The organism is Arthrobacter sp. HLT1-20, from assembly GCF_054510895.1.
The window spans coordinates 1-18,086 of sequence record NZ_JBTNDR010000012.1 but is presented as its reverse complement, the minus strand read 5'-3'; the positions used below and the strand labels follow the sequence as shown (position 1 = coordinate 18,086).

Sequence of the window (18,086 nt, the reverse complement as noted above, 5' to 3'; positions counted from 1 at the left end):
TTTCATCTTTTCAAAAATGGTGATATTAAAGTTGCCGCGTAAATGCACCTTTTTCGCGGTGGATCACGGCTTTTCGGCTCCGCAGCTGGTAGCTTCCACCGTTGGCAGGAGCACATCTTTGTACGATTGGACAGTGGGTGTGACGTCTAACTGAGCCTTACTCGACTGAACTACCTTGGCAAAGTCGAACTCCACGGTGGTGCTTTGGCCGGGAGCAAGTTCCACCCGGACAATGCCCACGGGGCGGTCGGCGTGCGTGAAGGATCCCAGCCCTTTGAGCTTGCCGTCAACACGGGCCACCTCTACGCGGGCCTGAGCTGGGCCGTAGGCAATCACATTGCTTGCTACATGACCGCGGGTCACGCCGAACACGCCGTCACCTGTGACGTACTTAGGCAAGGATGTTGCGGCATCCGCCGGGGCAGTGTTGGTCAGGGTGATCTTTGCAGTGTATTTACCGTACCCACCGCCCGTGCAGTGCTGCTGCAGCTGAACGGTTCGCTTCACGTAATAGTCCATTTTGGCGCCGGTTCCATCATTGAAGTACACGCCAAAGGATGCCGGCGCAACACTGGGACCGGAAATGGCTCCGCCAATTCGCTGTGTGCCCAGAAGATTTTGCTCGTCAGCGCGGGACGACCATATCTTAATCCTGTTTTCCGCTACGCCTTCGCCCAATGCGGAAACGAGCTTCTCCCCAGAAGTTTTCCCGGAGGACAACTCTGAGAATATTCGTTTGGCCACTTCAGCGAAGTAGGCGTCCTGCAGCGCCGGCTCCTCAATGTTTGCATACACATCGGAGAGGAGCGCCTGCACCAGGTTGACGCTGGTTAGCTTTGTGGGCAGGTTGCCAACATCCACGCCCGTGGGAATGGCGGAGCCAACGTCAACTGGCCCCGTTGCCCTCATGACCAAGGCCAGTGCCGAGGGATCCAACGCAATGACACCGTCGATGACCTGACCTTGATGTTTCTTTTCCCACATGGCTTTGGCCGTGGTGGCAGCGGTGGGGAAGTCCGGCGTCATATTGACGTTCTGCATATAGCTGCCCAGCCGGTTCGTGTAGATGGCTTCTTGGGCCGTATCTACTTTGAGTGCGGGATCAAAAGCACCCATTGCCGAGGCTGAGTCCTGGCTGGTCAACTTCAGGGTGCCATGGTCAACATTGAGCACGGCCAATGCGCCAGGGATGCCACCGGTGGCCCGGACTTCAGCACTGTTCTGGATCAGGAGCAGATAGTTCCTGGATTCCTGCCCGCCCATCATGGCGGGCAGCAGGCGAACAGTTTTGGACGCCACATTGAGTGTTCCCCGCAACTGCGCCAATTGGTCCTGAGCGGCAACCAATGGCTCAGCTATCTGGGGCATAATCCGGGATTTGTCGATCTGGGCGAGCCGCTCATGGGAGAGCTGCACAGTATTGGCGGCCAAAACCACGCTGGGGGCTGCTGCATCAATGGCCTCGAGCCCAACCTTGCCATTGGCAGGGGTCAGAGTCTTCCAATCCAAGGAGCCAAACACACCCAGCAGCGGCCGGGCAGCAAGTTGCACCACATCATCCGCCGTGACGGCAACAGTCGTGGCCGCCTCAAGGTTTGGGCCCACCCAGGGCAGTGCGCTTGCAGCCTTCCACAGCGGATCAGTGCCTGCAGCCTTGGCAGCTGCGGTGTGAGCCGCCAAGGTGTCCACCGTGGCGGCTGCTCCCGTGGAATTATTGTCAGCCAGCTGTTTCTGCAACTGAGGTAGCAACTCCGTGGTGGCCTGCAGATGATCCTTGAGATTGCCTCCTTGAACACCGAGCCATGCAACGGCGCCGCCGAGTAGAAGCGCCAACACGGCAGCAACAATGCCCGCATTGACTAGGCGACGCCGGGACTTGCCCTGGCCTTGTGGCTGCCGAGTCCGGCGCCTGCGCATATCGGTGGCAGTTGGATCTGTTTCAGTTTCCAAGGATTCTGTCATGGTGTCAGGGCCGCCCTACGCCTCGGTAGGTCCAGCCAGCCGCGCGCCACTTTTGCGGGTCAAGGACGTTCCGGCCATCCAAAATACGCGGATTCCGCACCAAGTTGAGCGTTTCATGCGGGTCCAATCCACGGTACTGCTGCCATTCGGTCAGGAGCAGCACGGCGTCGGCATTGCGCAATGCCGTTTCCGTATCGGACTCATAGTTCAGTTCAGGGAAGCGGCGGGCCGCGTTGCGCAAGGATTCCGGGTCTGCAACTGTCACTACGGCCCCTTGAAGCTGTAGCTGGGCAGCAATACTCAGTGCTGGGGAGTCCCGGACATCGTCGCTGTCCGGCTTGAAGGCAGCACCCAAAACTGTGATGTGCTGGCCCATGAGGACGCCGCCACATAGCTCCCGTGTCAGTTCCACGGTTCGGGTACGCCGGCGCATGTTGATGGCGTCAACCTCACGCAGGAAGGTTAGCGCCTGGTCAGCGCCGAGTTCCCCGGCGCGTGCCATAAACGCCCTGATGTCCTTGGGCAGGCAGCCGCCGCCAAAGCCAATGCCGGCGTTGAGGAACTTCCGGCCAATGCGGTCATCCATGCCAATGGCATCGGCCAGGACCGTGACATCAGCGCCAGCGGCCTCGCAAACCTCAGCCATGGCGTTGATGAAGGAGATCTTTGTTGCTAGGAAGGAGTTCGCGGCTGCCTTGACCAATTCTGCTGTTGCATAGTCGGCAACCAGTCTGCGTGTACCCATAGACAAGGGTGTTGCATAGACGTCATCAAGGGCCGCCACCGCCGGGTGATCCTCGTTCCCTCCGGGGACACCGTACACAAATCTGTCCGGCGTGAGCGTGTCTTTCACAGCATGTCCCTCGCGCAGGAATTCGGGGTTCCAGGCAAGGTGGGCGTCCGGCTGTTGCTCAACTACCAGCTCGGCAAGACGCGCGGCTGTTCCAACAGGCACAGTGGACTTGCCAACCACCACATCTCCGGCGCTGAGGTGGGGGAGTAATGCGCGTGTTGCAGCATACACGTAACTCATATCTGCCGCATTCTCCCCTTTTTTCTGGGGAGTTCCTACGCATATAAAGTGCACTTCACGGCCCTGTGCTGCGGACATGTCCGTGGTGAACGTCAGCCTGCCTGTGGCTTGAACTTCCAGCAGCAACTCATCCAAGCTTGGTTCAAAGAACGGAGCTTTGCCGGCCGCCAGTTCCGCGATTTTCCGCTCGTCAACGTCGATGCCTACCACGTCATGGCCCAACTTGGCCATGCAGGCAGCGTGGACGGCGCCAAGGTAGCCACAGCCAATTACAGATACTTGCATTGCATTACCTTCTTCGGGACAAATGATTGTGCGGACTTTTAGTAGGCGCCGTCGCGTTTTGCCACGGCTTGTACGGTGCGGAAGAGAATGATGAGATCGCCGGCCAGAGACCAGTTCTCCACGTAGTAGAGGTCAAGCCGAACCGAATCCTGCCATGACAGGTTGGAGCGGCCGCTAACCTGCCACAGGCCGGTCAAACCCGGTTTGACTAACAAGCGGCGGCGAACGTGTTCCTCGTAGGCATTGACTTCAACTGCCAACGGTGGCCTAGGGCCAACCAGACTCATGGAACCTGAAAGCACATTCAGGAGTTGAGGGAGCTCGTCAAGGCTGAACTTGCGCAAGGTGGCCCCAACGCGGGTAATCCGGGGATCGGCCTTCAGTTTGAACAAGACCCCATTTCCCTGGTTGTGTTCTTGCAGTTCCTCCAGCCGTTGCTCGGCATCAACACCCATTGAACGGAACTTCTGCATGATGAATGGATTGCCCAGCAGCCCAACTCTTTCCTGCTGGAAAAAGATTGGCCCGGTGCTGTCCAATTTAATGCAGATGGCAACAATCAGCATGACAGGAGACAACATGGCCAGCAGGATCGATGAGGCGGCAAGATCAAACGCACGCTTGGCCACCTTCTTGCCGCCCTCCAGCTTGGGCGTGGTGACGTGAATTAAGGGCAGCCCCGCTACAGGCTGAGTATGGATGCGCGGGCCGGCAACATCCGTCAGTGCCGGCGCCACAATAAGTCCAATATTCGCCGCTGCCAATTCCCAGCCCAGCTCCCTCATCGTCACGGGGCTGAGGTGCAGGCCTGCTGTGAGCGCAACAGTATCCGCGCCGCTTGAGTGCACTGCTGCCAGTATGTCGCCGGCAGATGGGTTGCCACGATAGACCGGAAAGTCCGGGGCCTCCACGATTGACTGGTCAGACGGTCCCTGGAGGTATGCAGCCACTGGAGAGTAGCCAGCTTGGGGAGAACGCCGCAGCGCTTCAACAAGATGGCCAACGGCTCGGGGTCCGCCTACCAACAGGACGGTGGCGGCGCTGCCTCCCTTGGTCCGTTCAAAGTTCAGGTGTTGGCGCAGTATCCACCGGCCGGCAACCAGAAATACAATACCGACGGGGAACGCTATTCCTACATAGCCGCGCGCCAGGTCAACCTGGAAGGCATACGAGAATATGGCCAAGGAGCCAAAGAGCCACAGGCTCGAGGCAAAGACGCGCTTATACTCGTCTGGGCCTGAACCGAGGATCCGGGGTTCGCGGCTGCCCCAAGCTCCCAGCATGGACCACCAGGCGCATGGCAATAGGACTGTAATTAGGATGTATGGCGCACCCGAGATGTGGACGTCACCGTCCAAGCCAAAACGGATCACATGCGCACCCACCATGGCCCAGATGACAACAGCAGCATCCACAATGCCGATCCGGCGAACGTAGTCCACGCGCCAGTTTCTGCTATTCAACAATTTTCCCCACACTTGGAATTGGTTGGAAATGAGACCGGCCGAGGCCGGTTGCATCGGTTCATCGACTGGCTGGTTGTTAGCCGCGGTCTTGATTGGCGCGGCGCGTTGACCTGCCTTGCAAGATCTCATCGAAGGCATCGCCGGGTTCAGCGTCAGTTTCCTTGGGTACAGGAGGTTTTTGCTGCCCAGTGTCCGCAGGATTGCTGATGTAGCCGTAGTAGTTGTAGGAGTAGGCATCAGCACCCTTGGTGGGAACTCGGTTCAAGACCACTCCCAAAACGTCTGCATCCACCAGTTTCAATGTTGAGAAGGCTTTCTCAACCGTTGGCCGCTTGGCTGAGTGGCAGCCAATCACCATGAGCACGCCGCCCACCTGTTGCGCCAGTACAGCAGCATCTGTGACGGGCAGAAGTGGCGGCGCATCTATAACCACAGCGTCGAAGGCGCCCTCAAGACGTTCGATCAATTGCTTCATCTCTACTGAACCCAGAAGTTCGCTTGGATTCGGTGGGATTCGTCCTGATGCCAGCACATGAAGTTCATTCTTACCCCACGGTTGCATCAGATCCTGGACGTCCGCCAGACCTATGAGTGCGGTGGTGAGGCCAGCTTGGCCTTCCAGCCCCAAGTAGGTGGCCACCATTGGTCGGCGAAGATCTGCGTCAACCAGTGCCACTGTCTGGCCGGACTCTGCCATGGCAATGGCCAGGTTGGTTGCCGTGCTGGTCTTACCTTCGCCAGGCAGTGATGAGGTAACTAAAACTGTTTTGCTCTTGTGGCTGACGTGCGCAAACTGCAGGTTGGTGCGCAGCTGCCTGAAGGACTCCGCCCTCTGGGCATGGCCCGAGCCATCGGTCAGCAGCGGATTCTTGGTAGCGGCCGGATCAAAGGCAATTCCGCCCAGGACTGGAACTTGTGTAATCAATTTTAGGTCGCGCTCGTTCCGTAAGCGGGTATCCAGCGTGGTTCGTAGCAAGGCAGTGACCACGCCAACGGCCAAGCCAATTACCAAACCGAGTGCCAGACTTATCTTGGTATTCGGCGCCGACTGAGCGGCCGGCGCAGTGGCGGGTGTCACCACAGACACCCGGACTGGGGATAGTCCTCCATCATTCGGCTTCTCAAGGCTGTCGACGGTCTTTACCAAGCTATTCGCAACGGCCTGGGCAATCGCCGCAGCTTGAACGGGGGAGCCGTCCTCCACTGATATGGAAATGAGGACAGTTTTTAGGTCAGACGCAGCTGTAATTTTTGATGCCAGCTGATCTGGTGTATAGGCAAGTCCAAGAGTGTCGATGACAGGCTGCAAGACAGTTGGCGTCGTGGCCGTCTTGACGTACGAGGAAACCCTTGCCTGTATGAAAGAGTTTCCAGTTTGAAGATCTTGGACAGTGCCAGAATTATGGGTTGCTACGAAGAGTTGCGTCTTAGCTGTGTAAACGGGGTGCGTGAGTGCCGATGTTAACCCCCCTAGGAGCAAGCCAACTAGGGTGAATGCAACTATTATAATCCAGTTGCGTCGCAGAATGAGTAGATTATCCCGTAGTTCCAAGAAAGGGTTCCCCCGAATAGAAGCTGTCGTCGAATTTGTTGCGTGATTTCAAGAATCAATAATCCCCGCGGCGTTTGATCGATTATACAGCCCACAGGACCAAGCCGTGACACCTACTGGAACGGTTTGACTTTTGACTGCGGTGCTAGGGTAAGATTCCCGGGGATGCAATGAATCCAATTCACTCTTTTCGGATAGGACTCCTACTATTTGACCTATCCAAATGGGCGAGCTTCCTAGTACATCCTATCCATCTGGGCTGAATTGATCCGGATTGCTGCGGTAGGTGCCCAATAGATGCAAGGAAATCCCCCCGTTTCCCTGGGGAGTCATGTTTCACAATATTCAAAGACGAGCTGGATATCCTGCAGCAATCAAACTACTTGTGGCCGGCCACCTAAGCCATAAAGAGTATGGTCACAATTGTGTGACTGCATTGATATGTTAGAGCTGTCAATTACCAATTTTTGCAGCCTAGGTATTAGGGCCGGAGTGTTCGATTGGAAGAGAAATTAAGTCTTCCATCCGTGACCATCTAGTAGTTCTTGGAGACGGCTCGTAATGAATTCGTTTGACCATCGCAGAACACCCGTAGATGTCCATTATCAGAGGAGATAAATGAAGATTCTTGTGTTCAGTATCGCATTGAATGGGTACGACATTGGATATCGCACCTGCCTCGAGTCGCAGCGGCAATACGCAGCCCGTATCGGAGCTGACTATTGTGTGGCAACTCAGCCGACAGTAGGCGACCCCGCTCTAGCTGCTTGGCTAAAGGTGACGCTCCTGTCGGCTTCGATGGAGGCAGGCTACGATGCAGTTGCCTACATTGACGCCGACTGCAGAGTTTCGACTTCGGCGCCGAGCTTCGTCGACGTTTTGTCAGGATCCGACGAGCAGATCTGCATGGCACTCGGGCGAAGTGGTCGTCTCAATTCCGGTGTCATTTTTGCTTCGAATGCGAACGCCAGTCGGAGTTTCTTTGAACGAGTACTAGCAAGTGCGGTTGAAGATATTCCGGCGGATGCGCGTGCAAATCTTCGATTCGAGAACGGCAACATTATATATATCGAGTCACTAATCGGAGGCGTCGATGTCATTGAAGGTCGTTGGAACAACTCCTATGACCGCGACATGGCTGACCATATCCGTCACTTCACTGGGCCACTCAAGTCAGACCTGAGATCACCGTTGCTTGACCGGGTGCGATTCCGAATTCGCAAGATGTTCCTTCCCCGGGCCACGGCTGCGCCTGAGCACCGGGAGCAGGGTTTCCTGGATGAACTGCAGCTGCTGACCGATTCTGTTGTCGCAGATCTCGGATTGAAGATTCAGGCGCAAGGGAATAAAAACGGATGAAGGCCACTAGTTCTCTCTATTGGTGGCGGCCTTTTTCAACGCCTCGCGACATTGCCATCAGCAGCAGCAAGTATGGGTTGGCCTGGACACGACTAGCCAAGCAGAATGGATCGATTTCCAATTTTGGTGACGAAGTCAGCCACACATTTCTTCAGGAGTTGACTGGAAAAACATTTTCCAGGGCGACTGCCAAGTCCGCTGAATACCTTGGTGTCGGTTCTGTTCTCAACACAGCCGTCCGGGCTGGCTTCGATGGAACCGTTGTCGGATCTGGTCTCAGACGCCCGCTCGTTCACGGGACCTCACTGAGCCCCGTGGCCAACATTGTCGGTGTACGCGGCAGGCTTACGGCTGAGTCGCTTGGCCTCAGTTCAGATCTGGCGATTGGGGATCCGGGGCTCCTGGCGCGGACCGTCTTCTCATCTTCTCCAGTGCCGACCGGGCATAGGAGGGGTGGCGTACTGATACCGCACTTCGAGGTCTTGAATCATCGCAATGGTCTGAAGTCACTCAAAGCGCTCTCCAATGATGGCTGGTCCGTGGTCTTGCCGAACTCAGCGCCTGCAGACGTTGCTAGGGCTGTAAGTCAAGCCGATTTTGTCGCTACATCCAGCCTGCACGGTTTTATCTTCGCACACTCGTACGGCACGCCAACTTCCTTAGTCTCATTTGATGACCATAGCGGGGAACCTGATTTCAAGTTCAAGGATTACCTGTCCATGTTCTCTATCGAACCGTCACGGATGGCTGTCAGAAATTTGACCGAGAAGTCATTGAGTACCCTCATTTCAGACACCGCATGTGAGACTGAAGCGATCGCTGGTCAGCTGGATCCTGTCTTGAATAACATGTTCAAAGCCACCGAAGGTGAACGACGATGAACCGGCGCAACGTCCTGAGTGTCCGCCAAGGAAAGCCCTTTCTGATTGATAGGCCCGTCTTGCAGGGAAACATGGAGAAGGCTTTGGACCGTATAAGTATCTTGGCGATGGACGACCAGGCACATCTTGTGGTCACAGCCAACATTGACCACGTAATCGATCTTCATGACGGATTCCCTTTGACTCCTGCCTATGAGCATGCATCGCTGCGAGTCATAGACGGAATGCCTGTTGTCTGGGCCCTTCGCGCTCTTGGGGCCAAGAATCTGCATAGGGTCACGGGAGCGGACCTTATCGAGTCCGTTTCGGCAGTCAGTGCAGACCGAAAATGGCGCGTGGCCATTACAGGGGGTGACGACCGGGTGCTAGGTCTCGCTACACGCAACCTACGCCGCCGTTATCCTGAGGCATTGATTGAAGCTGTTTCGATGCCAATGCTGAGTTCCGCGAAAGACCCGAAAGGCAGTCACGCGGTTGGGATCCTGCACGACTACAAGCCTGACGTGGTCTTTTTATGTCTTGGTGCCCCAAAGCAGGAGTCATGGTTTCTCCACTGGAGAGACACATTGCCGGCAGCCGTATACATTGGCGCTGGAGCTGCCGTGGACTTTGCGGCTGAGACCAAGAAGCGGGCTCCGATTCTTGCCCAGCGGGCCGGGCTGGAATGGTTGTGGAGGCTTTCTCAGGAATTCGGGAGACTTGCACCTCGGTATTTGGTGAAAGGACCTCGATTCGTGAACATCGCTATGCGATCGGCCTTTCTTCACACTGCCTACTTGATCCGGGTGGGACGATGACAGCGGGGATCAAACAACGCGGGATTCGCCGCCTATTGTCGAGGGCACAGCGTCTAGCGGCCATGGTTTGGCTAACGATGCGGTTCACCTTGAAGAACTGGATTAGTAAAAAATCCTGCCATGGATCGGCAGAAGTCGTGGTATCACTGACTTCATACGGGGCAAGGGTAAATAGTGTCTTTCTCACTATAGAGAGCATTGCAGCAGGGCGGGTCCGTCCAAGCCGAATAATCCTGTGGCTGGACGAAAAGGAAGCAATGGAAAATCTTCCGGGCTCGCTCAGGCGGCTGCAATCTCGAGGCTTGGAAATTCTTCCCTGTATCAACTTTGGGCCTCACAAGAAGTACTACCCATATGTCGCCTCCAGTAGCGATACGAGCACGACGCCGCTTGCTACTGCAGATGACGACATGTTCTACCCGACTGATTGGCTTGAGAGCCTGTATTCTGTCTATCTGAGTTCCGATGAGTGCATCGTCTCTCATCGAGCCCGCCAGATGGTGGTTTCTTCTACCGCCGTTCCGAGGGTCCTTGACTCCTACTCAAGGTGGAAACTTGCGGATACAAGCGATCCATCCTTCGGCATCTTCTCCACAGGGACTGGCGGTGTGATCTATCCCCCGTCTGTACTCAGGGAGCTTCGTCGGCGCGGAGATCAATTCAGCCCCACGTTCTGGAGTGCTGACGACATATGGCTACACGCCACCGCTCTATCAGTAGGCGTGCGTACTCGTCAAGTGTCAACATCACCCAAGCACTATCTGATGCTCTTGCGGTCGCAGCGAGACGCCTTGTTCAAGAAGAATCATGTTGGAGATGGGAATGACGCCATGATTCGGTTAGCTTATTCTCCTGAATTGACCGAGATTATTTCAATTGACATTAGTTCAGGAACTTCAGTCTAAATATGCAATTTGTAATTTGGATATTGATTTGCGCCTTTATTGTTGTGGCGAGTGGTCGTCGCTCTTATATCCCGCTGCTATTTGTTCCGACCTTATGGTTCACAATCCCCTGGATCGCATCCGATCTTGTGACTGGCATACCTGGTTCTGGAATTGGCCCCATTCCGAGTATGCATCCCGCATCTTGGCTGGTCTTGGTGATTTTTGCCCTTCGAGCCCTTATGCCGAACAACGGGATTGCTGAGGTCATGCGTGCTAACCGGGGAGCTTTCGCCACTATTGGTATAGTAATCTTTGTCGCACTTTTAACGACCATCGCTGGTTCAGGTGTCCGCGGAATTACTTCCATTGTGTATATTTTCATTTGCCCAATAATCTTTGCTGTCTTGGTATTGGCGGAACAAAAAAGATCGCCTTTTCTTGCCGGGTGGTTGCGGAACTTGGTACTGGCGATCTCTACGGCCCAGGCAGGGCTGGCAGTGATGCAGTCCTTGACGGGGGCTGTCCTCCTATTTGAGTCCTACTATGAGCGCCAATATTGGTGGTCTTCCGGGATTCAAAGAGTTATTGGATCAACCGATCACCCATTGATGCTGTCCATGCTGATGTGCGCTGGTATGGCGCTCACTGTTGGGATTCGCAGCCGATTTCTACGTGTCACCCTGCCAATGTTGTTCTTGCTGACAGTGGTGATGACAGGATCGAGGCTGGGGGTCATCATTGGTGCAATTGTTCTTGCATGGATACTTTTGGCTGGCAAGATCGGATGGGTGCCTCGCCTGGTACTGATGGGTGTGCTCGGTGTTGCTGTGACACTTACGCTAAAGGGTGGGGTCCTCGGGGGTGCATTCAGCCGTTTTGCAGATGACTCTGGATCCACCAGAGTACGGTTGCTGGCCTATGACCTTTTTGGACAGGTATGGCCTGACTATCTGATTGTCGGTGGTGGCGCCACGCACAGTTACGACCTGCTGGCAGCAGCGGGTCTCACGACGAGTTTCGAAAGCGCTGCGCTCACCTATGCAGTAGAAATTGGCGTGGTTCCGACCCTTCTCTACTTTCTAGCCATGATCGTGTTTGTCACGACTAAACGTATGGGGGGAATTCGGGCTGTGCCTGGTGGGGTCGTTGCATTCATAGCGGTTTTCATTATCTTTCAATCCTACAGCGGCGGAACACTGCAGAGTTCTGCTACTTCTTTGTTGTGGCTCGTTGTCGCCTTGGCTGTCGCCCGTAGGCCAAGTAATAATGAGGTTCATGAAACTAGCGATTTGGCGATGAAATTCTAAGATGGCGACATTAATCAAAGCAAACGATCCTGGAAATGTCAGTCGGCATATGGCCCTGACCGCATTTAGTTATCTTTTCGTGCCTGTGGCGGCACTCGTTTCTGCGCCAATCTTGGCCCAGACCCTCGGTGTGGACGGACGTGGAGCTGTAGCTGCTTCGACTGCCCCGCTGCTCTTGGCTGTATCGATTTTCGCACTAGGACTCCCACAGGCAGTAGTTCATTTCGTGGCTTCGACTCCCAGCGCAGTTGCATATCTATTGCGGCCCATAATTACTATTCAGCTTCTTGTTGGGTTACTCGGCTCTCTATTGATCATGTTGACGGCGTCTATTCTTGCAGGGTCCGATCCGGGGCTGACAAGTTTAGTGCTCTTGGTTGCGCCGATGCTCCCAGCGACACTCATCGTCGGTGTGTTACGTGGTCTCGCATCCGGGCTCCATCGTTGGACGTTGGTCACTATAGAGAGGTGCCTGACGGAGTTTCTAAAGCTCGTTTCGTTTGTCGTCCTTATGTGGACAGGTAATCTCACAGTATTGACTGCCGTGGTTGTAACTGTTGTGTCGGCGGTAGCGAGCGGTTTCACCTACACGGTGCTACTGCGTGATCGGTCAACCTGGAAACAAACTGATCTCCCGCGACTCCCGCTGAAGGAGGTCCTGAGCTATGGGATGCGAATATGGGTTGGTTCACTGTCCGGCGTTCTTTTGACACGTATGGCGCAGGTCATTATGACGCCGTTATCCAGTGTTTCACAATTGGGATACTACGTGGTCGCCGTGAACGTCTCGGATGCATCGCTACTTGCAAACAATGCCGTGAGAGACGTGACGTTGGCTTCGGATTCAGCCCAACAACGTACCGATCGGGCGACTCTGAGTGCTCGTTGCAGCCTCTTGATATCGGCAGCAATGGGCATTGTAATTGTCGGGAGCATGCCATTCTGGTTTACATCTCTCTTCGGCGAAGAGTTCGCGCCGGCCATGGCATTGGTGGCGATGCTGGTGTTTGCAAACGTGGCCGGTGTTCCCGGATCAGTCGCTGGCGCTGTTTTGAGCTCGCGAGGGCACCCTGGGAAACGCAGTACATCATTGCTCATTGCTGCCGTGATCAATATTGTCCTGTTGGTGTTTCTTCTTCCCCCTTTTGGCGCCTTTGGTGCAGCCTTCGCGACTCTGATTGGCAACTTGGTGGCTTCAAATATGAATATATACTTTGCAATGCGCCTGCTGAAAATTCACGCCATGGACTTCTACATACCGCGACTAAATGATTTTCGAGTGTTGGTGCTCAAGTCTAAGGGAATAATTAAATTGAGTCGCAAGGACTCATGATATCTAGACGAATGTTTAGTCGTGGCGGCCATTGTTGCCGCGACTATTCTATGACTTCTGGCATTGCTCCGTGCGCTTGCAGCCGCATATGTTCCCTACGGAAATCGGGACGGTATGACCTATGGATGAGGCTTCTTCGTGTCGCTCCCTGATGCCTTACCGCCAATGGAGGAAAGTTGGAGAATGGTGTTTCACCAAATTGGCGGACTTGCTTGCGGATGGAAGCGGCTCCCGTCGAAGTGCCACTTCTCCACGGCCCGCAAAGCCAATGCGATGTCCCGCCTCATCTGCTCATAAATGTCATCCGGCCGCCTGTATGGATCCACCACGTCGTCATCCTCAGGAGCAGAACGGAACTGGCTGCGTGCACGCATTGCCAGCGGAATCATGGCTTCCCAGCGTTCAGCCGGGCCCAATCCTGGTGGAACCTCGATGTGAGGCAAAATTCTGGCTAGCTCACGAAGAGTGAACGTCCTCTTCAACAATGCCGGGTGCATCTCCACAATCCGGCTGCGGTGCCTTCGGGTAAGTGCCAGTACCAGATCCTGTTCCTTCAGGATCGCAGATGTCAGCTGGCGAGAAGCAAAGTTATCCGCCGGTGCTCCCATGACCCGGATGAAGCCCTCCACATGAGGCTCGATGCCGTGGCCCACCATGGCGCTGGTGCCAGCACTGGTCACCTGGAACGCTCCGGGCGAAACCTGGTCAAGACCGTGCTGCAGGAGCCGCTCGGCCATGGGCGAGCGGCAGATGTTGCCGGTGCATACGGTTAATATCCGGAACGGGGGAGAGGTGCTCATTTTTTCGATGATCCTTCCGGCGCCTCGACCACCGGGGTCTCGACGGGCTCGACCAACGTTCCGGGCTCGACCACCGGGCTGCGGTGGGCTAAGTAGTAAATCCCCGCACCGATGCCGGCGCCTAGGGTATTTGCCAGGACGTCCAGCATGGAGGGGAACCTTGCCGCGAGGAAAAGCGACTGGCTCAGCTCAATGGTGCAGGAGGTCAGGAATCCTATGACCAGTCCCCACAAAGCTTTCTTGGTCCACACAGCGGCAATGATGCCCATGGGCACAAAGAGGAGGATGTTCGCGGAAAACTCGATCTGCGCATAGTCAATGAATGCTGGCATGCCATGGAGATGAAGCCAGGCAATGACCCGATGAAGTGATCCGGCCGCGGGCCTATCCACGGGCGTGGGCCAAAAGACTATGAGGGCAAGCGCAACCAAATAGGCGGCCATGAGGCCAACAGCCAAGCGGTGGAGAGTTTTATTGGTGCGGGTCACATTGAAACGTTACGCCACATTGACGTAGCTTGCAGACAACTGGCCCGCGGTTTGGTTCCCACAGCGGCGCAATGCCGCAAGTTTTTTTGAGGCTGCTGAGTTGCAACCCGCTTCCAGCGCCCTGATGAGATCGCTGGTCAGCTCTCCGAGCCGCGCGGCGCCCACCATCATGCTGGAGCTGCGCAGACTCAGTGCTGCATCCATGGCGGCCTCGCTTTGGCCAGCCGAGACAGCTTCATGTATCCGGGTAAAACGTCCGGGCCACATATCTACATAGCGGCACACAAAGTTGCGGCAGAGCGCAGTTTCACCGTCGAGGGACTCCTCAAGGGAGTGCAACGTTGCGGTGCAGACTAGTGGCAATGCTGTAACACTCATGCTTTGCTCCTGCCTCCTGCCGGTGTTTGCTGACCCAGCTGCTGCCGGATTCCTTTTCAAGACTATCGCCAGCCTGCGGGAATTTGTGGGGTTTTTGCTCAAATCATGGAAACTTGACCAAACCTTATACAAACGGACAGTCTTTGGGTCCGCAGCCGCCGGCGTGATGAGGCCGTACTCCCGGAACGGCGGGGATTTTTTCAGATCCGCACCCCAACTTGAGGTTTGAGTCTGGATGTGAGCTGAAGGTTAATCTTGTGTTTTTCTTGTTGTAATCTTCCGGGTTTTTGGTGTTGTTTCTTGAGTTGGGGGCGGCATTGTTGAACTCATCGGCAGGAAGGCCTGCTGAGGAGAACACGAACAAGGGGATCTGATATGAACAAGATGGCTAAGGGCGCAATTGCTACTGCTGTAGGCGTTATTTTGCTGGCAGGTGGTGGCGGGACGTTGGCTACCTGGAACCAGGCGCAGAATTCCTCTATGGGCTCGGTTGTTTCCGGTGATTTGAACCTGGTTCCGGTTTCTGCTGGTGCGTGGACGGACTCCGCTGGTGAGACCATCACGAATATTGCCGCTTACAAGGTTGTTCCCGGTGAGACGTTGACGTACACCCAGCAGTTGGATGTGACACTCAGCGGTGACTTGATGGCTGCCACGTTGAAGGTTACTGGCGACACCGCCAATAACGGCTTTGATGCGAACGCTGTTGTTTCCACCACTGCCCTGAAGAACGCTGCTAATGGTGCGGTTCTGCCGGCCACCACCCTTCACGCTGCCGATACCGGCACGGTGACTGCGACCACCACGTTCGCGTTCAAGGAATCAACGGCGAACCGTGACTCGGTGAACTCCAACTACGACTTCTCCGCCATCGGCTACGAGCTCACGCAGCTGGCCCCGGCCGGCAGCAACGGCCTCTAAACCACACAGCACCACAGACCCCTGAGACGGGGGCATGTTGCTGCCCCGGCGACCATGCCCCATCCGGTGGTGTGTTGGATATCCCCCCATTCCAACACACCACCACCCCTTGACCGGATCAGTTGTGGCGACGGCTGCCAGCGGAGATGTCAGGAAGCGATATGGGGGACATAGCCTGTCTGCATGCCACGAGTGCCCTTCCCCACTGACAGGGCTCCTGGCAGTACAAAGCCGATGGTGGTACCCGATCCTGGCTCACTGTGCAGACTAATGGTGCCCCCATGCTTGGCAACAATGGTTCGGGAAATCATCAACCCCAACCCAATGCCCGGAATGGACCGCGCCATGGCGGACCTGGCCCGGAAGAACTTGGTAAAAGCCTCGGCCTGTTCCTCGGTGTTCATGCCCATGCCAGTGTCCTGAACCTGGCACCACAAATCCGCACCATCGGCCCACGCACGCACGGTGATTGTTCCGCCGTCGGGGGAGTACTTGACGGCATTGGAGACAAAGTTATCCAAGACCTGTCCAATTCTCCTGACATCGATGAAAGCCTCCAGCGGCCCTTCCACCTCCGATCGCAGCGTGAGCTTGTTCATCTCCGCAGCCGGTGCCGCGGAGAACACACTTTCTGAGATCAGTGATGCAAAATCCGTCCGGCTCAGCTGAAGCGTCACCGAATCCGTGGTCAGCAGATCAGAGACCAGCGAACTGAGGCGGTCCACATTGCGTGATGCGACGGTCAGGTAGCTGCGTACCTCGGCAGAGAGCTGCTCCGGCTCCTCCAACACCATGTCCAAGTAGCCCTGGATGGACGTCAGCGGAGTGCGGAATTCGTGCGAAACGTTCGCCACAAAGTCATTCTTGGCCTCCAAGGCTGCCATCATCTCAGTGATGTCATGGAAGGCAATTACCGCGCCGTCGAAGGAGCCATCTTCATCCAGGATGGGCCGAGCGGCGGTGGAGACTGCCCTGGCTTTGTCTCCCGTGCCCAGCCACACTTGAAAGTTGGTGAATGCCTCGCCCCGAATAGCCCGGCGAACGGGGCGCTCCTCTGCCTCCAAGGAGGTGACAGCGTCCACGGAGAATACCAGCAGCTCCTTTTCCTCCGGATCGGCAATATCCGCAGGAAGTGCATGGGTGTGCAGAGTTTTTTGGGTGGCGTTCATCAGCATGTCATTGCCCTCGGCGTCAACCACCACCACACCAACGGCCACGGTGTCCACAACTGTTGCCAGCAGCCGTTCGCGCTGCTGGCTGGCATGCAAGGCTGCACGCAATTCCACATCCTTGGCTTCCAATGCCTTGCGCTGCACGTTGACTGTGTTGGTCACGGCAACCACAGTGGTGGCGTAAGCAAGGACCACCAGCGGAAACAGCAGAGGCTTGGCCAACTGCTCCAGCGTGAAACCACCAGGAGTCAGAAGCACAGGAAGCCACACGATCAGCAACGCTGCCGTCACACTGACCACCACGGCGGTTCTGCGGGCGATCCCCGAGGAAGCGAGCCAGAACACGGGGAAGAAGATCAACAAGCCCACGGCTGTCAGGAATTGTTGGTTGCCGCCCCTGAAAAGGCCAATCGCCACAAAATCAAGGTACGGGATGATCAAAAAAGCCCCCCGCGGCAGCCTCTCCCACGGGACTCCGAAGGCTGCCGCCAACAATAACACGTGCATGGCCAAGGAGGCGATGAACAAAGGCTCACGGAAGGAAGAAGGGTAGAAGACTGCGGCAATGACTACGGAAACCACCATGACAAGTGTCAGCGGCAACTGGGTGAGGAACACCCGCCGGCGCAGGGGCTGCAGCGAGCCCAAGAAGCGGAAAGGTCTCTGCGGATTACCGGGGTTGCTCATGGGGGCTTCCATCCTTCAACATGGCAACCGTCAGGCATCGCGTTGCATGTACCGATAATGCCATATTTGGGAATATGAGAAGTTTAGTGACCAGCCTGGGGGTTGCTTGGGCCAGCTCATTGGGGCTTGAGGTAGCACCTGGAAAGTTCCCCCATGGTCTGCTCCCCGCAATGTCCTAGGGTAGGCAACGCCATTGTTGCCTGATTCGGCTGGCTGCTCTTGAGTACCTGGATGAGATCCAGGGTCAAGAGATTGAGTCGCTGGGCACCAACCATGTGGCTGGAGGTGCAAAGGCTCAAGGCTGCATCCATGGCCCGGTCCGTGTCCTGCTCGGCAATGGCCGTGGACAGCCGATCAAACCGAGGGCCCCACATGCTGATGAACGTAACCACAAAGCCCTGGCACAGTGAGATCTCCCCGTCCAGAGACTCTTCAAGCTCGTGGAGCACGGCAATACTCACCAAAGGCAGTCCTTGAAATGGCATGATTCGCAGTCCCCCAAAAAACGCGATCCAATGATTCTTAGAGCCCCACTGTAACCGGTGACACCCTCCTAGCGGGGCATATTTCTCCCGCCAGCTTGAGAGTTTCTTGAGTTGGGGCAGCGTCCACAAGAGCCACCTTAATCTTGTGTTTTTCTTGTTGTAATCTTCCGGGTTTTTGGTGCTGTTTCTTGAGTTGGGGGCGGCATTGTTGAACTCATCGGCAGGAAGGCCTGCTGAGGAGAACACGAACAAGGGGATCTGATATGAACAAGATGGCTAAGGGCGCAATTGCT

At 55.8% G+C, this 18,086-nt stretch carries 15 protein-coding genes and 2 pseudogenes; 7 read left to right on the top strand and 10 right to left on the bottom strand.

The features are described 5' to 3' along the window. Nucleotides 1–63: 63 nt before the first annotated feature. The 5 genes and pseudogenes from ACX80Q_RS08470 to ACX80Q_RS08450 form a co-directional block, all read right to left on the bottom strand. A complete protein-coding gene (locus tag ACX80Q_RS08470) occupies nt 64–1,962 on the bottom strand; it encodes a DUF4012 domain-containing protein (RefSeq protein WP_459330088.1) in 1,899 nt (632 codons plus the stop codon). 4 nt (nt 1,963–1,966) lie between these two features. Next, complete coding sequence (locus ACX80Q_RS08465; RefSeq protein ID WP_459330087.1) at nt 1,967–3,280, bottom strand: UDP-glucose dehydrogenase family protein; 1,314 nt, start codon at nt 3,278–3,280, stop codon at nt 1,967–1,969. Nucleotides 3,281–3,318: 38 nt separating this feature from the next. Further along, on the bottom strand, nt 3,319–4,722 hold the full coding sequence (locus tag ACX80Q_RS08460) for a sugar transferase (protein ID WP_459330086.1): 1,404 nt from the start codon (nt 4,720–4,722) through the stop codon (nt 3,319–3,321). Between the two features lie 100 nt (nt 4,723–4,822). After that, complete coding sequence (locus ACX80Q_RS08455; RefSeq protein ID WP_459330155.1) at nt 4,823–5,671, bottom strand: CpsD/CapB family tyrosine-protein kinase; 849 nt, start codon at nt 5,669–5,671, stop codon at nt 4,823–4,825. Nucleotides 5,672–6,046: 375 nt separating this feature from the next. Then, nucleotides 6,047–6,298, bottom strand: a pseudogene (locus tag ACX80Q_RS08450) (Wzz/FepE/Etk N-terminal domain-containing protein); the annotation flags it as partial. Nucleotides 6,299–6,916: 618 nt separating this feature from the next. On the opposite strand from ACX80Q_RS08450, the gene ACX80Q_RS08445 reads away from it, so the two are divergent. From ACX80Q_RS08445 to ACX80Q_RS08420, 6 genes and pseudogenes are all read left to right on the top strand, one after another. Then, entirely contained in the window at nt 6,917–7,657 is a 741-nt protein-coding gene (locus ACX80Q_RS08445; protein ID WP_459330085.1) for a hypothetical protein, read from the top strand. Continuing rightward, complete coding sequence (locus ACX80Q_RS08440; RefSeq protein ID WP_459330084.1) at nt 7,654–8,538, top strand: polysaccharide pyruvyl transferase family protein; 885 nt, start codon at nt 7,654–7,656, stop codon at nt 8,536–8,538. The genes ACX80Q_RS08445 and ACX80Q_RS08440 overlap by 4 nt, the downstream gene beginning before the upstream one ends. Continuing rightward, a pseudogene (locus ACX80Q_RS08435) lies at nt 8,535–9,197 on the top strand (WecB/TagA/CpsF family glycosyltransferase); the annotation flags it as partial. The gene ACX80Q_RS08440 and the pseudogene ACX80Q_RS08435, both read left to right, overlap by 4 nt. An 11-nt stretch (nt 9,198–9,208) precedes the next feature. Further along, nucleotides 9,209–10,240, top strand: a complete 1,032-nt coding sequence (locus ACX80Q_RS08430) for a hypothetical protein (protein ID WP_459330161.1) — start codon at nt 9,209–9,211, stop codon at nt 10,238–10,240. Nucleotides 10,241–10,242: 2 nt separating this feature from the next. Beyond that, on the top strand, nt 10,243–11,529 hold the full coding sequence (locus ACX80Q_RS08425; RefSeq protein WP_459330083.1) for a hypothetical protein: 1,287 nt from the start codon (nt 10,243–10,245) through the stop codon (nt 11,527–11,529). 1 nt (nt 11,530) lies between these two features. Beyond that, nucleotides 11,531–12,862, top strand: a complete 1,332-nt coding sequence (locus tag ACX80Q_RS08420) for an oligosaccharide flippase family protein (RefSeq protein WP_459330082.1) — start codon at nt 11,531–11,533, stop codon at nt 12,860–12,862. A 191-nt stretch (nt 12,863–13,053) separates the two neighbouring features. On the opposite strand, the gene ACX80Q_RS08415 is transcribed toward ACX80Q_RS08420, so the two are convergent. Genes ACX80Q_RS08415 through ACX80Q_RS08405 form a run of 3 tightly spaced genes read right to left on the bottom strand, consistent with a single transcriptional unit; the run spans nt 13,054 to nt 14,528 of the window. Continuing rightward, complete coding sequence (locus ACX80Q_RS08415; RefSeq protein WP_459330081.1) at nt 13,054–13,662, bottom strand: arsenate reductase/protein-tyrosine-phosphatase family protein; 609 nt, start codon at nt 13,660–13,662, stop codon at nt 13,054–13,056. Continuing rightward, on the bottom strand, nt 13,659–14,150 hold the full coding sequence (locus ACX80Q_RS08410; RefSeq protein WP_459330080.1) for a VanZ family protein: 492 nt from the start codon (nt 14,148–14,150) through the stop codon (nt 13,659–13,661). Before ACX80Q_RS08410 ends, ACX80Q_RS08415 begins: the two co-directional genes overlap by 4 nt. A 9-nt stretch (nt 14,151–14,159) precedes the next feature. After that, the gene (locus tag ACX80Q_RS08405; protein ID WP_459330079.1) at nt 14,160–14,528 is read right to left on the bottom strand and encodes a hypothetical protein; all 369 of its coding nucleotides are present in this window, start codon (nt 14,526–14,528) and stop codon (nt 14,160–14,162) included. 375 nt (nt 14,529–14,903) lie between these two features. Between ACX80Q_RS08405 and ACX80Q_RS08400 the strand changes: the two genes are divergently transcribed. Then, a complete protein-coding gene (locus ACX80Q_RS08400; protein ID WP_459330078.1) occupies nt 14,904–15,449 on the top strand; it encodes an alternate-type signal peptide domain-containing protein in 546 nt (181 codons plus the stop codon). Nucleotides 15,450–15,598: 149 nt separating this feature from the next. Here ACX80Q_RS08400 and ACX80Q_RS08395 read toward each other — a convergent pair whose 3' ends face one another. Beyond that, entirely contained in the window at nt 15,599–17,308 is a 1,710-nt protein-coding gene (locus ACX80Q_RS08395; protein ID WP_459330077.1) for a sensor histidine kinase, read from the bottom strand. Between the two features lie 116 nt (nt 17,309–17,424). Beyond that, nucleotides 17,425–17,793, bottom strand: a complete 369-nt coding sequence (locus tag ACX80Q_RS08390; protein ID WP_459330076.1) for a hypothetical protein — start codon at nt 17,791–17,793, stop codon at nt 17,425–17,427. Nucleotides 17,794–18,086 lie beyond the last annotated feature (293 nt).